Source organism: Paralimibaculum aggregatum (assembly GCF_030270585.1).
Taxonomy (GTDB): Bacteria; Pseudomonadota; Alphaproteobacteria; order Rhodobacterales; family Rhodobacteraceae; genus Thermohalobaculum; species Thermohalobaculum aggregatum.
Window position 1 is genome coordinate 129,105 of record NZ_BSYI01000002.1, and the last position, 14,623, is coordinate 143,727.

General features: G+C 74.2%; 7 protein-coding genes. All 7 read left to right on the forward strand.

The features are described from left to right. Nucleotides 1-3 precede the first annotated feature (3 nt). The 7 genes from QSJ97_RS01795 (at nucleotide 4) to QSJ97_RS01825 (ending at nucleotide 14,623) form a co-directional block, all read left to right on the forward strand. Nucleotides 4-1,815 carry a CHASE2 domain-containing protein gene (locus QSJ97_RS01795; RefSeq protein WP_285669781.1) on the forward strand — a complete coding sequence of 604 codons (1,812 nt, stop codon included), beginning with the start codon at nucleotides 4-6 and terminating at the stop codon, nucleotides 1,813-1,815. Between the two features lie 120 nt (nucleotides 1,816-1,935). Then, the gene (locus tag QSJ97_RS01800; protein WP_285669782.1) at nucleotides 1,936-5,250 is read left to right on the forward strand and encodes a hypothetical protein; all 3,315 of its coding nucleotides are present in this window, start codon (nucleotides 1,936-1,938) and stop codon (nucleotides 5,248-5,250) included. 23 nt (nucleotides 5,251-5,273) lie between these two features. Then, complete coding sequence (locus QSJ97_RS01805) at nucleotides 5,274-5,597, forward strand: hypothetical protein (RefSeq protein ID WP_285669783.1); 324 nt, start codon at nucleotides 5,274-5,276, stop codon at nucleotides 5,595-5,597. Between the two features lie 9 nt (nucleotides 5,598-5,606). After that, nucleotides 5,607-6,812: an alginate O-acetyltransferase AlgX-related protein gene (locus QSJ97_RS01810; protein ID WP_285669785.1), complete on the forward strand. Its 1,206-nt coding sequence runs from the start codon at nucleotides 5,607-5,609 to the stop codon at nucleotides 6,810-6,812. Between the two features lie 149 nt (nucleotides 6,813-6,961). Next, a complete protein-coding gene (locus tag QSJ97_RS01815; RefSeq protein ID WP_285669786.1) occupies nucleotides 6,962-10,792 on the forward strand; it encodes a S8 family serine peptidase in 3,831 nt (1,276 codons plus the stop codon). Nucleotides 10,793-10,895: 103 nt separating this feature from the next. Next, nucleotides 10,896-12,347, forward strand: coding sequence for a hypothetical protein (locus QSJ97_RS01820; protein WP_285669787.1), 1,452 nt, complete (start codon nucleotides 10,896-10,898; stop codon nucleotides 12,345-12,347). Between the two features lie 1,592 nt (nucleotides 12,348-13,939). After that, nucleotides 13,940-14,623 carry a phosphoribosylanthranilate isomerase gene (locus QSJ97_RS01825; protein ID WP_285669788.1) on the forward strand — a complete coding sequence of 228 codons (684 nt, stop codon included), beginning with the start codon at nucleotides 13,940-13,942 and terminating at the stop codon, nucleotides 14,621-14,623.

Here is a 14,623-nt window from a genome sequence, read left to right on the forward strand (position 1 = left end):
GCGGTGGCGCTCCGGCTCGCGCTCGCGCTGCTGCTGGGGCTTGTCGCCGGGCTGGCCGCGCTGACCGGGCCGGGGGCGCGGCTCGAGCGCGATCTCGGGCTGCGGCTGCTCTATGGCCTGCGCGGCGAGGTGGCGGTGCCGCAGGAGGCGGCGATCCTCGCGATCGACCGCGCCGGGGTCGACTGGCTGCGCTTCGAGGCGCGGGCGCCGGGGCCGGTCAAGCCGCATCTGGCGGACTGCCTGACCCCGCCGGCGCGGGCCGCGCTCGGCGAGACCTTCGGCACCGGTCCGCTGCCGCGCGCGGTCTATGCTTGCGCGCTGGAGCGGCTGGCGGCGGCCGGGGCGCGGCTGGTGGTGCTCGACGTGCTGTTCGCCAAGACCGATGCCGCCGATGCCCGCCTCGCCGCGGCGCTGGCCGCCCTGCCGACGCTGCTCTTCGAGCGGGTCGAGCCGGCGCCGGAGCTGCCGGGCGTGATGCTGCGCCACAGCCCGCGCGAGGTCTTCGCGGCGGCGGCGCGCGGCACCGGGCTGTCGCTGATCGAGGCGCCGGCCGGCGGCTTCCTCGAGGGCTATCTCTCCGGCATCGCCGGGCATCCGGGGCTGCGCGACCTCGCCTCCCTCGCGGTGGCCGAGATCTCCGGCCGCCCGCTACCCCCGGCCGGGCCGCCGCAGACCCGGCCGGTCTGGTTCTACGGGCCGCCGGCGAGCATCGCGCATCTCGGCCTGCCGGAGCTGCTGGCGGCGGCCGGCCCGCCCGCCTGGCTCGCCGGGCGCACGGTGTTCGTCGGGCTCTCCGATCCCGAGACCCCCGGCCTGCCCGACCATTTCCGCGTGCCGCTGCCGGGCAGCGACGGCCGCGCCATGGCCGGTGTCGAGATCATGGCCACCGCGTTTCTCAACGGCCTCAGCGGCGAGCGCATGGTCCGCCCGCCGCCGCTGGCCCTCGCCGGCATCGTGGCGGGCTTCGCGGCGCTGGCCTTCGCCGCGGCGCTGCTGCTGCCGGGCAAGCGCGGGCTGCAGGCCGGGGCGGCGCTCGGCGCCGGCTGGGTGCTGATCGCCGGCGGCGCCTTTCTCGGCGCGCGGCTCTGGCTGCCGGTGGCGCTGCCGCTCGGGCTGCTGGGGCTGGCCGGCTTCGTCGCGCTGGCGCTGCGCTACCTGATGGCGCGCCGGGTGATCGGCCGGCTGGCACCGCCGGCCTGGGCCAGCGACATCCTCGACCGGCGCCGCGGCACCGAGCGGGTGGTCCGCGCCGAGACCGCGACGGTGCTGGTCTGCGACGTGGTGGGCTCCACGGCGATCGGCCGCGGGCTCGGCAATGCCGCCTTCAAGGGCGCCATGGAGGGCTTCTACGACATGGTCTCGGCGCCGATCGAGGCCGCGGGCGGGCTGATCGCGGAATATCCGGGCGATGCCACCTTCGCGGTCTTTCCCGAGAGCGTGGCCGGGCCGGACCATGCGGTGCACGCGGTGCGCGCGGCCCGTGCGGCGATCGCGGCGGCCGAGCGCAGGGTGGCCGCGGCGGCGGGCGCGGACGATCCGCTGCGCCTGCGCATCGCGCTCAACACCGGACCCGCCGAGATCGGCGACATCGGCACCGACCGGCGGTCCTACTACCGCGCGGTGGGCGAGACGGTGACGCAGACCTTCGCCATCGAGCGCCGCGGCAAGGCGCTGGTGTTCGAGGGGCCGGCGATCTGCCTGCTGAGCGCGGCGACGGTGGCGGCGGCGGGGCTCGCGCCGACCGAGGTGGAGGATCTCGGGACGCTGGTGCTTGCCGGGCAGGAGCAGGTGCGGCTCTACCGGCTGCTGCCCTGAGCGCGCGGGGCCGCCGCCCGGGCGCGCGCCGGCGCCCAATCCCCGGTTGCGGATTCACCCCAGAATTGTGCAGGATCGCGGGTGTACATTGGATTCGGGAGATCTGAGGGGGTCCCGCGCATGTCCGGCGGCCGGCTTGTTCTTGTCACGTTGTTTCCCCTGCTGCTGGGCGCGACGCCGGCAGAGCCCCAGGGCATCGCGCAATGCCCCGGCGGCGCCGCGCGCAGCGCCACCGCGGTGACGGTGGACGGGCCGGTGGAGCTGGTCCGCGGCGGCGCCGCGCGCCCGGTCGCCCGCGGCGCCGCGCTCTGCCCCGGCGATCTCCTGCGCACCGGCGAGGGCGGCCGGGTCGAGCTGCGCTTCGTCACCCGCGACACCACGCTCGGGCTCACCGGCAATTCCAGCCTCAGCCTGCCGGAGCGGGCGGATGCCGGCGGCTGCAACGCCATGCTCGGCGCGGGGCTGCTGCGCTTCATCAGCTCGGTGCGCGGGCTGTTCTGCATCGGCACCCGCACCGCCAATGCCGGCATCGACGGCACCGAGGCGGTGGTCGCGGTCGGCGACGGGCCGGAGGCCAGCACGCTGGTGCTGGTGCGCGAGGGCGATGTCACGCTCTCCGGCCGGGCCGGGCGGTCGATCCTGCTGACCGCGGGGGATGCCGGCTATGCGGCGGCGGGGGTGGCGCCCCGGGCGGCGCGGGTCGGCGAGGTGCCGGCGGCCTTCCGCGGGCTGCTGCTCGACCAGGCCGGGGCCTCGGACTGGGCGATCTACTACCCGCCGATCCTGCTCGGCGCCGGGGTCGAGAGCGCGCTGCTCGCGCGCGCCGCGGCCCGGCTCGAGGCCGACGACCCGGACGGCGCCGAGGCGCTGCTGGCCGGCGTGCCGCGGCGCGGGCGGCAGGGCGCGGCGGCGCTGGCGCTGCGCGCGGTGGTGGCGCTGCTGCGCGGGCGCGAGGCCGAGGGCGCGGCGCTGTCGCAGGCGGCGGTGGCGCTCGATCCCGGGCTCGGCGCGGCGCGCATCGCACAGTCCTATGCGCTGCAGGCGGCGGGGCGGGTCGAGGAAGCGCTGGCCGCGGCGCGCACCGGGGCCAGCCTCGCGCCGGCCGACGCCTATGCCCGGGCGCGGCTGGCCGAGCTTCAGCTCACCCTCGGCCGGCGGGCCGAGGCGCGCGACACGGCGGCGGCCTCGCTGGCGCTCCGGCCCACCGCGCTCGGCCATGCCATCGCCGGCTTCGCCGCGCTCGCGCTCTACGACGACGCGGCGGCGATGGCGGATTTCGAGGCGGCCATCGCGCTCGAGGACAGCGCCCCCCTGCCCCGGCTCGGGCTCGGCCTCGCGCTGGTGCGCCAGAACGCGGTGGCGGCGGGGCGGCGCGAGCTCGAGCTGGCGGCCAGCCTCGACCCGCGCCGCGCCGACCTGCGCACCTGGCTCGGCCGCGCCTATTTCGCCGAGGGGCTCGGCGCGAAGGCCGCGTCGCAGTTCGCCCTCGCCCGCGAGCTCGACCCGGACGACCCGCTGCCGCTGCTGTTCTCCGCCGCCGAGCGCTATGCCGCCAACGCGCCGCTGGAGGCGGTGCGCGATCTAGAGGAGGCCCGGGCGCTGGCGCCGGCGCGTGCGGTGATGCGCGGCCCCGAGGGGCTCGGCGAGGATCGCGCGGTGGCCGCCGCCAGCCTCGGCCGCGCGCTCGACGAGCTCGGCTTCACCGAGACCGCGCTCGACGAGGGCGCCCGCGCGGTGGAGGAGGACCCGACCAACGCCACCGCGCACCGCGTGCTCGCCGACCTGATGGCCGGCTATCCGGGGCTCACCTTCGCCCGCGGCTCCTCGGCGCTGCGCGCCCAGCTGCTCAGCCCGCCGACGCTGGCGCCGGTGCAGGCGGCGGAGGCCGAGCCCGATCTCGCGCTGCTCGACCAGTCCGGCCCGGCGCGGCTCAGCTTCGGCGAATACACCCCGCTGTTCGACCGCTATGGCAGCGCGGCGCGGCTCTCGGCCTTCGGCGGCACCCAGAGCACCTGGGGCGACAACCTCTCGGTGACCCATGCCGCCGACGGCTACTCCGTCGGCTTCGGCCAGAGCTACTATGCGACCGACGGCTACCGCTTCAACAACGAGGTCGACCACCTGCTGTTCTCGCTCGAGGGCAAGGTGGAGGTCGGCCCGTTTCTCTCGCTGTTCGGCGAGATCGGCTATCGCCACACCGATGCCGGCGACCGCAGCCTCTCCTTCGACCTCTCGCAGGACGATCCGTTCTTCGACCGGCGCGACCGGCGCAGCCGCGGGCGGATCGGCGCGCATATCCGTGCGGCGCCGGGGCATGACGTGCTCGCCGTCGCCACCTTCCGCAGCCAGGATCTCGAGAGCGACACGCTGCTGCCGAACCCGCTGTTCGGCAGCACCGAGCTGCTGGATTTCCAGACCGACATCGATTCCCGCGGGCTCGACTTCCAGCTCCAGCATATCGGCCGCTTCGGCGATCTCACCACCACCGCGGGGCTCTCCTTCACCGGCATCGACCGCGAGATCGACGTGCGCCAGGAGACCTTCTTCGGCGAGATCGACCAGCGCTTCGTCGAGGACAGCCGCCAGCTCACCGCCTATGGCTATGGCCGCTACCGCATGGCGTTCTCCGGCCCGCTGCGCGCGCTCGAGGCGACGCTGGGGCTGAGCGTCGATCACCTGAGCTTTCCCGGCGGCGGCGAGGTCGACCGGATCGTGGTCAATCCCAAGGCCGGGCTGCGGCTCGACCTGGCCGGCGGCGTGTCGCTCCGCGCCGCCTATCTCGAGAGCCTGACGCCGGATCTGCTGTTCGACCAGCGCATCGAGCCGGTGACCGTGGCGGGCTTCGCGCAGTATCGCCCGGAATTCGCCGGCGCCAAGCTGCGCCAGGTGCTCGGCGGGCTCGACTGGCGCGCCACCGGCTGGCTCACCCTCGGCGGCAACGGCGCCTGGCGCGAGGTCGGCGAGCGCCAGACCGAGCGCTTCGGCGACCGTGCCGAGGAGGTCGAGGCCGGCCTCTATGCCCATGCCCGCCTCGGCAGCCGGCTGGCCTTCCGGCTCTACGGCACGCATCTCGACGTGACCTCGGACCTCGCCGCCGACCCGGACGACTACGAGACCACGGTGATCGGCGGCGAGCTGCGTTATTTCGATCCCTCCGGCATCTTCGCCTGGACCGGGCTCGACTATGTGGACTTTTCCAGCACCGACAACGACGGCGCCGGCCGCGAGGCCGACGAGTTTCTTCTCGGCACGCTCGGCATCGGCTATCGTCTGCCGGAACGGCGCGGCGTGTTCAGCCTCGAGCTGACCAATGCGTTCGACCAGGACGTCGCCTTCCGCGAGCGCCCGATCCGGGCACTCGGGGCGGCGGCGATCCTCGACCCTGTCTATCCGCGCGGGTTCACCGCCCTCGCGCGGGTGACCCTGGCGTTCTAGTCGCGTGCGAGAAAGGACACAGCATGAAAACGCAGAAGCGCATCCTCGCAGCCCTCGGGCTGGCCCTTGCCGGAACGCTGCTTGCCGGCGGCCCGGCGCTGGCCGCCTGCACGGTGAGCCCCTCGTCGAAATGGTGCGTGAACCGGGGCGTTCCCTATACCGACCAGCGCGATGACGGCGGCAACACCGTCTGCTGCGCGGCGAAATCGCCGCCCTATCCGGAGGATTACGTGCAGTTCGACTACTACTTCGAGGGCCCGACGGGCTGGGACTACATGTGCTCCTACTATCCCGCCTGCAGCCAGCTCTCGCCGAGCTCGCCCTGCTACCAGGCCTATTGCAACTGAGGCCGGGAGATGCTGCGCCGAAGCTGGCCGGTCCGCCTGGCGGGGCTCGCGGTTGCGGCGCTGCTCGCCCTGCCGCTGGGCTGGGGGCTGGCGCATGACGACCGGGGCGCGCGCAGCCTGTTCCTCGGCCGCCCGCTGGCAGCGCTGCCGGGCGCGGCGACCTGGGCCGGCGATCCGCATGGCGCGCTGCGCGGGGCGGCGGCCTTCCTCGAGGACCGCATGGCCGGCCCGGTGCCGGCAACCCGGGCACTGGCGCGGCTGCGCTATCACGGGCTCGGCGATCCCGGCTCGGATGCGGTGATCCGCAACGGCGCGCTGCTGTTCAACGCCGCCTCCGATGCCGGCGGCCGGCTCGTCCATGTGATCCTGCGCCGGGCCTGCGGCCGGCCGGACGACGGCGGCCCCTGGCTGGCGCCGCTGATCGCCAATTCCCGCGCGCTGGCCGCGGCGCTGGCCGGCCCCGGGCGGCGGGTCTCGTTCCTCGCGGTGCCGGGCAAGCCGGTGGTCTATGCCGACCGGCTGCCGGCCGCGGTGGCGCCCGATCTGCGCGCCGCCTGCCTCTCCACCCGCGCCGCGCCGGAGCTCTTCGCCTGGGTCGAGGCGCTGACCGCGGCGGGGATCGTGGCGCGCTACCCGCTCCGCCGCTTCGAGGCGATGCGCGACCGGCCACATTTCTACCCGCCCGAGAACTTCCACACCGAGGGGATGGCCGCGCATCTCGCCGCCTGGGACCTGCTGGAGGCGCTGAAGCCCGGGCACCCACCGGCCGGCTCGGTGCCCTTCGCGGCCGAGACCAGGCGCTCCGACCTCACCCCGCTGATCGGCTTCAGCCTCGAGGTGGCGATGGCCGAGCCGGACTATGGCCCGGCCACGCCGCGCCGCGCCCATGCCGAGGAGAAGCGCCTCGCCGAGCTGCTGCTGCCGGAGATCCCGCGCGGGCGCTGGCTGCGGGTCTGGCGCAACCCGGCACCGGGGGCGACGGGGCGCGCGGTGGTGTTCGGCAATTCCTTCGCGCTCTATGTGCCGCAGCACCTCGCGCCGGGCTTTCGCGAGGTGATCGCGGTGCCCAACAACGCGCTGCTCGGCCCGGACCTCGCCCGCGTGATCCGCCCGCTGATCGCCGAGGTGCAACCACAGGAGGTGATCTTCCTGATGAACGACGCCTATGCCGTGCGCTTCCAGCTCGAGCATTTTCGCGTAGCACTGGACAACTGAAGCCCGACGCGGCGAAATGCGCCGGCGCCTGTCATTGTTCGTTCATTTTCTGTGTTAGGCTCACGTGACGGAACCGGCGTGGCGGCCGGTGGAGAGATGCTTGCCTGACCGCACGCAGCAGGCGGTCGGCCGACCGGGGGACGAGACGGATGCTCAGCGACCAGCAGATCACCGAATATTTCGCGGCCATCGTGCGCCGCGCGCCGACCGATGCGGAGCTTGCCGACTATGGCGGCCGCGCCGACGAGGATGCCGCGATCGCGGCGATTCTCGCGGATCTCTCCGCCGACACGGTGCGCGCGGTGCGGTTCTATCAGGTCTATTACAACCGCCTGCCCGATTCCGGCGGGCTGGATTTCTGGACCGGGGTGATCCGCGACAATCCCGGGCTGTCGGATGCGCAGCTCGCCGGGTTCTTCTTCGAGGCCGGCGAGTTCGACGTGATCTATGGCGGGCTGAGCACCGCCGATGCGGTGCGCGCGCTCTACGGCAACGTGCTGGGCCGCGAGGCCGACGAGCCGGGCTTCGACTTCTGGTTCGGCCAGGTCGAGGCCGACAACGGCTTCGACATCGACGATCTCGGCCAGGCCTTCGCCACCGCGCCCGAGACGGTGGACACCTTCGGCCCGCTGGCGCGCGCCTATCTCGGCGCCGAGGCGCGCGGCGAGATGGAGCGCGCGACGATCTTCGACTATGCCGACGATGCCGCGAAACCCGGCGACGACACCGAGTTCGAGGGCGGCAACGAGAAGGTCGGCATCCCCGATCCGGTGGACATCGCCGGCGCGCTCGAGGCCCCCGCCATCGGCCCGCTCAACATCGAGGCGGCGAGCCTGATGAACCTCGATGCGTTCCGCGCCGATCCGCGCTTCGCCGATATCGACGGCGGCGGCTTCACGGTGGCGGTGATCGACACCGGGATCGACCTCGACCACCCGGCCTTCGGGCCGCTGGTGGGCGGCGTCTCGGAGCGCATCGTGCGCGCCGTCGACTTCACCACCGAGGGCGATTTCACGCCGGACGACGTCGAGGGCCACGGCTCCCATGTCGCCTCGATCATCGCCTCGGAGGACCCGCAGTATCTCGGCGTCGCCCCCGGCGCCGGCATCGCCGGGCTGCAGGCGCTCGACAATTCCGGCAGCGGCGCCAGCGCCTGGATCGAGCGGGCGCTGCAATGGGTGATCGACAACGCCGCGGCGGAGAACATCGTCGTGGTCAACATGTCGCTCGGCACCGTCACCAACGTGCCGGTGGCCGGCCCGCATCCCTTCGGCTATGCCGACGAGCTGGCGCAGCTGCGCGCCATGGGGGTGACGGTGGTGGCCGCCGCCGGCAACTCCTACAGCGAGTTCCAGTCGCAGGGCAGCTCGGATCTCTCGGCCGATCCCAACGTGATCGCGGTCGGCGCGCTCTGGGACGAGGCGATCCCGCCGGATGCGCTGCTCAAGGGCTTCTCCGCCCAGGTCGGCGACATCGCCTTCTTCTCGCAGCGCTCGGCCGACCCGACCATCGACACCCTGTTCGCCCCCGGCGCGCTGATCCTCGGCGCGGCGCCGGGCGGCGGCGCGGTGCTCTCGGCCGGCACCAGCCAGGCCGCGCCGCAGGTCTCGGGCCTGGTGGCGCTGGCGCAGGACGTGGCGGTGACCTATCTCGGCCGCCAGCTCACCCCCGGCGAGGTCGAGTTCGTGCTGCGCGCGGGCGCGGCCACCGTGGTCGATTCCGAGATCGCCCGCGACACCGTGCTCAACACCGGCGCGAGCTTCGACCAGGTGGATGCGCTGGCGATGGCCGAGGCGGTGCTCGCGCTCGGCGCCGGCACCGTCCCGCCGCCGACCGGCGACGCGATCCCGGGCGATGCCAGCACCGGCCAGGTGCTGTTCCTCGACAGCCCGGTCGAGAGCGCGGTGGACTTCGCCTATGACAGCGACTGGTTCGCCTTCGACATCGTCGATGGCGGCACCTATGCGGTCTCGCTGCAGGGCGTCGCCTCGGGCCTCGGCACGCTGACCGACCCGTTCCTCAACCTCGTCGATGCCCAGGGCCGGGTGCTCGCCACCGACGACGACGGCGGGCTCGGCCTCGAATCCGAGCTGGTCTTCACCGCCGCCGGCACCGGCGAGGTCTTCGTCGAGGCGCGGGCCTACGGCGCGCAGACCGGCAGCTACACCCTGACCGCGACGCTGATCGACCCCGGCAGCAATTTCGACGACCTGCCGGCGAACGCCGCCACCCCCTCGGTGCTGACCCCCGGCCTCGCCAGCTTCGGCAGCCTCGAGAGCCTCGGCGACCATGACTGGCACCGCCTCGATCTCGTCGGGGGCCTGCGCTACGAGATCTTCCTCGAGGGCGCCGACACCGGCAACGGCACGCTGCAGGACCCCTTCCTGCGGATCTTCGACGATGTCGGCGCGCTGGTGGTGCAGAACGACGACGCGACCCTGCGCGACAGCGCGGTGATCCTCGAGCCCGCGGTGAGCCAGACCGTGTTCGTCGATGCCGGCGCCTTCGGCGAGGCCTTCACCGGCACCTACAGGGTCTTCGTCGAGGAGAGCGGCGAGACCGAGATCCCCGCCGGCCCGGGCACCGGCGCGGCGCTGTTCGACGGCGTGCCGGCGCTCAGCCAGATCGACTTCTTCGGCGACGAGGACTGGTTCGCGGTGCAGCTCGAGCGCGGCGGGCTCTACGAGATCGCCGTGGCCGGGCTCGACAGCGACCCGGCGCTCGGGCTGGCCGACCCGGTGCTCGGCGTGTTCGACGGCGCCGGCACCCTGGTCGCCTTCGACGACGACGGCGGGCCGGGGCTCGACCCGCTGCTCGATTTCCGCGCGCCGGAGGCCGGCACCTATTTCGTCGGCGTCGCCGCCTATGGCGACTACTACACCGGCAGCTACGCGGTCTCGCTCACCGGGATCCAGAGCGGCGACCCCTCCGCCGATGTCACCACCACGGGCAACATCGCGGTCAACTCGGCGCTCGGCGGCGAGCTCGAGGAGGCCGGCGACCGCGACTGGTATGCGGTGCAGCTCGCGGCCGGCACCGTCTACACCGCGCGGCTGCTCGGCCAGGGCTCCGGTTCCGGCACGCTGGCCGATCCGCTGATCGCGCTCTTCGGCTCCGGCGGCACGCTGATCGCCTTCGACGACGACGGCGGCGGCGCGCTCGAATCCTCGCTCACCTTCACCGTGCCCGTGGCGGGGACCTATTTCCTCGAGGCCGGCGCCTATGCCGACGATTTCGCCGGCACCTACGAGCTCTCCATCGTCACCGGCGATGGCGGCGGCGGGGGCGGCGGCGGGGGCGGCGGCGGCACCGACACGATCCCGGCGGATACCGGCACCACCGCCTTCATCGCGCGCGGGCTGCCGCTGGCCGACAGCATCGACTTCGCCGGCGACGAGGACTGGGCCGAGGTCCAGCTCTTCGGCGGCGTGCCCTACCGCATCGACCTGCGCGGCGCCGATGGCGGCGCCGGCACGCTGGGCGACCCGGTGCTCGAGCTCTACGACGCCGGCGGCAACTTCGTCACCGGCAACGACGATTTCGGCGGCAGCACCGATTCCTCGCTGACCTTCACGCCGCCGGCCGACGGGTTCTACTTCGCCAGCGCCTCGGGCTTCGACGACGCCACCGGCAGCTATGCGCTCAGCATCGTCTTCGAGGAGGGCAGCGTCGCGGTCGGCGGCTCGGTCCGCGGCGAGATCGATTTCGAGGGCGACGAGGACTGGTTCGCGGTGAACCTGGTGGGAGGGAGCACCTACGGCATCGCGCTCAGCGGCGCCGACAGCGGCGCCGGCACCATGGACGACCCGTTCCTGCAGGTGCGCGACGCCTTTGGCGTGGTGCTCGACAACAACGACGATTTCAACGGGCTCGACAGCTTCCTCGAGTTCACCGCGCCGGAGACCGACACCTATTTCCTCGTCGCCAAGAGCTTCTCCGGCGACGAGAGCGGCGTCGACTACCTGCTCTCGATCGTCTGAGGCGGGGCCGCTCCCGGCCCCCGGCGCTTGACACCGCGCCGGGGGCTGCGAAGCTGGGCCTGCGAGCGCCGGGCCGCGGCGCCTGCCGGCGGAGGGCCTCACCGTGAACAGCGCAAGCTCGCTCCAGCTCAGCCGCGCCTGGTGGAAGAAGGAGGCGCCCGAGGGTCTCGGCGCCGCCGGCGACGCCTTCGCCGCGGCGATCGCCGCCTATGCCAAGGCCAACGCGGCGCTGCGCAAGCCCACCCGCAAGGCGCTGACCGTCTTCGAGGCGGCGCTCGACGATCTCGAGGATGCCGGCAAGGATGTCGCCGCCGCCGCGAAGGCGCTGGAGAAGGCGGAGAAGAAGACCGCCGACCGCGCCCGGCTCAAGGACCTGAAGAACACCGCCACCGTGATGGGGCGGCCGCTGGCGCGCGAGCTCGATGCGGCGCGCGCCTCGGCCGATGCGGCGGAGGCCGAGTGGCTCGAGGAGGAGGGCGGCGGCGACGACCCGCTCGGCGATCCGCGCGCCCATGCCGCCTATATCTCCGGGCTGGCCACCAAGCTGAAGCGGGGCAATTTCAACTTCGCCCTGGCGCTGACCTCGAACGAGCCGGTCGACATGCGCTTTGCCTTCCACCGCAAGAAGGGTGGGCGCAGCCTCGGCGGGCGGCTGCGGCGCGGGCTCAAGGTGAAGAAATGGACCTTCGGCGTGGCCGGCGCGCAGCAGCTCGCCGAGGAGGTGGCCGGCGAGGACGTCTCCAAGCGCACGCTGGTGCTCTATGTCGAGGGGCGCAAGATCCCCTCGCTGGCGCGCCGGGTGAAGGTGATGCTGAAGCGGCTCGGGGTGAGCCAGTTCACCCGGGTCAAGGTCTACGAGAACGGCCAGGAGATCGAGCGCGCCGACGAGGACAGCGACGAGGCGCTGGAGGAGATCGACCTCTCGGAGGAGGACCCCGACGACGACGGGACCGATCCCGGGCCCGGCCCCGATCCGGGCGCCAGGCTGGGGCCGGGCCCGGCGCCGAAGCCCGCGCAGGGCGCGCCGGCGACCGCGGCGCGGGCCACCAGCCATGGCTCGACCGCGGCGGCCGGGCTGCGCCGCCGGCTGACGCGGGTCAGCGCGCTGGTGGCGCATCTGCCGCGCGGGCGCAGCCGCACCTTCGACGAGGTGGCCAGCCTCGCCCGGCGGCGGATCGACCAGGGCGCGCTCGGCCAGGCGGAGCGGGCGATCCTGGCGCTCGAGGCGCGGGTCGGCGGCACCCGGCAGCGCGGCAGGCCCGCGGCCAAGTCCGGGTCCCGCTCGGCCCCCCGGCCGGCGCCCGGCCCCGCCGGCCGCGAGCCGGCGCCGCCCGAGGCCGGCCGCCGGCTCTCGAAGCTGCGGCTGCGGCTGCGCGACCTGGCGCGCGAGGCAAAGGCGGCGCTGGCCGCCGCGCCCGAGCACCGCGACCGGGTGGTGCAGAGCCTCGACCGCGCCCGCAAGCTGATCAATGCCCGCGCCGCCGAGGAGGCCGAGGCCGAGCTCCGCGCCATCGAGGCGCTGCTCGAGGCGATCCGCGAACCGGCGCCGGACTGACCCGGCCCGGCCGCCCCGGCCGGGCGCGGACAGCCCCCGGCGACTCGAAGAGCCCAGGCCCCGCACCGCCGCCCCCACACGGCGAAAGCCAACGCCGCGCCCTCGCCGAGCCGGGCGCCAGCACCCCTCCTCCCCGAGCCAGGCCCGGCGCAGCATCCCCCTCCTGGCTGATGCCAGCACCGCTTCCTTCCAGGCTGATGTCAGCGCCGCTTCCCCCCTGGCCGATGCCAGCGCCTCTACCCCCCTGGCCAAGATCGCCGCCACCTCTCCCCCATGCCTGATGCCGGCGCCGAGCCGCCCTCATGTCCAACGCCCGCGCCTCTACCCACTGGCCAAGATCGCCGCCGCCGCTCCCTCATGCCTGATGCCGGAGCCGCGTCACCCTCATGTCCGGATGCCAGCGTCGCATCCCCCGTAGCCCATGCAGCCGCCGCTTCTCCTTCATGACTGATACCAGCACCGCCTCTCCCTCATGGCTGGTGCCGCTGCGGCTCCTCCCAATGGCCGGATACCAGCGCCGCTTCGCCTCAGGGTTGGTGCCGGGCACCGCGTCACCTTCATCGCTGATGGCAGCAACACCCCTCCCCCTGGCTGATGCCAGCGTCGCCTCGCGTCATGGCTGATGCCGGTTCCGCATACCGCCATCGCTGGTGCCGGCGCCGCTTCCCGCGACGCCAGTTGGCGGCGCCGCGTCTCCCGCACGGCCGGATGACGGCGCCCGGATGGTCCGGCCTGCCAGACCACTGCCAGTTCCCTCCTGCATTGCGGGGCGGGTGACTTGAGCAGCGATCTTCCCCTCATGGCTAGGCTGCGCCGTTCGGGCGTTCCGAGCGGCCGGAGGGTCCCGCCGTCAGTGCCCTCGCGTTGCGGGCCGGCGACCGCAGCAGCGGTCTTTCCCTCGCTGCCGGGCAGCGGTGTCCAGGCGTTCCGACCGACCGGAGGATCCCGTCGTCAGGGCCCCCGGTGTTGCGGCCGGCAACTGGCGCGGCGGTCTTTCCCTCGCTGCCAGGCAGCGGTGTCCGGGCGTTCCGACCGACCGGACGATCCCTTCGTCCGGGCCCCGGTGTTGGGGGGTGGGCGACCGGGGTGGCGGTTTTCCCCTCATGGCCGGGCAGCGGTGTCCGGGCATTCCGACCGGCCGGACGGTCCCTTCGTCCGGATCCCCGATGTTGCGGCCGGCGACCCGGGCGGCGGTCTTCCCCTTGTGGCCGGGCTGCGGCGTCCGGGCGTTCCGACCGCCCGGACGGCCCCTTCGTCCGAGCCCCCGGTGTTGCGGCCGGCGACCGGTGCGGCAGTCTTCCCCTTGCGGGCAGGTTGCGGCGTCCGGGCGTTTCGAAAGGCCGGGCGTCCGTTCGCTCGGGCCTCCGGTGCTGCGGGGCGGGCGACCGGGGCGGCGGTTTCCCCCTCACGGGCGGGCGCGGTGCGCCCGGCCGCTCGCGCGAGCGGGCCCGCCGCCGCCCCCGCCGCCTCCGGCCGCGCTGCGCGCGTCCGCCGCCGGCGCGGGGCGGTCGCGGCAGGGCTTGACCGGCCGGCGCGGGCGGCGGAGGAAGGGGCGAGGCCCGCCCTGCCCCGCGGGCGCCGGGAGACCCGCCATGCGCCGCATCCGCGTCAAGATCTGCTGCATCGCCTCGCCGGAGGAGGCGCATCTGGCCGCCGGCGCCGGGGCCGATCTGCTGGGCCTCGTCGGGCCGATGCCGAGCGGGCCGGGCACGCTGAGCCTCGCCGAGGCCGGGCGCATCGCCCGCACCGCGCCGCCCTGGGCGCGGCCGGTGCTGCTGACCGCTGCCGAGACCGCCGCGGCGATCGCCGGGGAGGCGCGCGCGGCCGGGGTCGACACCGTGCAGGTGGTGCGCCACATCGCCCCCGCCGAGGCGGCGCGGCTGGCCGCCACCGGGCTGCACGCGATCCAGGTGATCCATGTCGAGGGGCCGGAGGCGCTGCGGCTGATCCCGGCCTATGCGCCCCATGTCGCCGCCTTCCTGCTCGATTCGGGCCGGCCCTCGGAGGGCGCGCTCGGCGGCACCGGGCGGGTGCATGACTGGCAGGTCAGCCGGGCCTTCGTGCTGCAGAGCCCGAAGCCGGTCTTCCTCGCCGGCGGGCTCGGCCCGGAGAACGCGCAGCGGGCGATCCTCGAGGTGCGGCCGTTCGGGCTCGACATCTGCTCGGGCCTGCGCCGCGGCGCGGCGAAGGCGCTCGACCCGGAGCGGCTCTCGGCCTTCATGGCGGCGGTCGGCGAGGCGGCGAACATGCTGGCGGCCTCGCCCGGCGACGGCTAG

Excerpts from the sequence above, each read along its gene's own strand:
- QSJ97_RS01800 (WP_285669782.1), top strand. The coding sequence starts at position 1,936 with ATGTCCGGCGGCCGGCTTGTTCTTGTCACGTTGTTTCCCCTGCTGCTG.
- QSJ97_RS01805 (WP_285669783.1), top strand. The coding sequence starts at position 5,274 with ATGAAAACGCAGAAGCGCATCCTCGCAGCCCTCGGGCTGGCCCTTGCC.
- QSJ97_RS01810 (WP_285669785.1), top strand. The coding sequence starts at position 5,607 with ATGCTGCGCCGAAGCTGGCCGGTCCGCCTGGCGGGGCTCGCGGTTGCG.
- QSJ97_RS01815 (WP_285669786.1), top strand. The coding sequence starts at position 6,962 with ATGCTCAGCGACCAGCAGATCACCGAATATTTCGCGGCCATCGTGCGC.
- QSJ97_RS01825 (WP_285669788.1), top strand. The coding sequence starts at position 13,940 with ATGCGCCGCATCCGCGTCAAGATCTGCTGCATCGCCTCGCCGGAGGAG.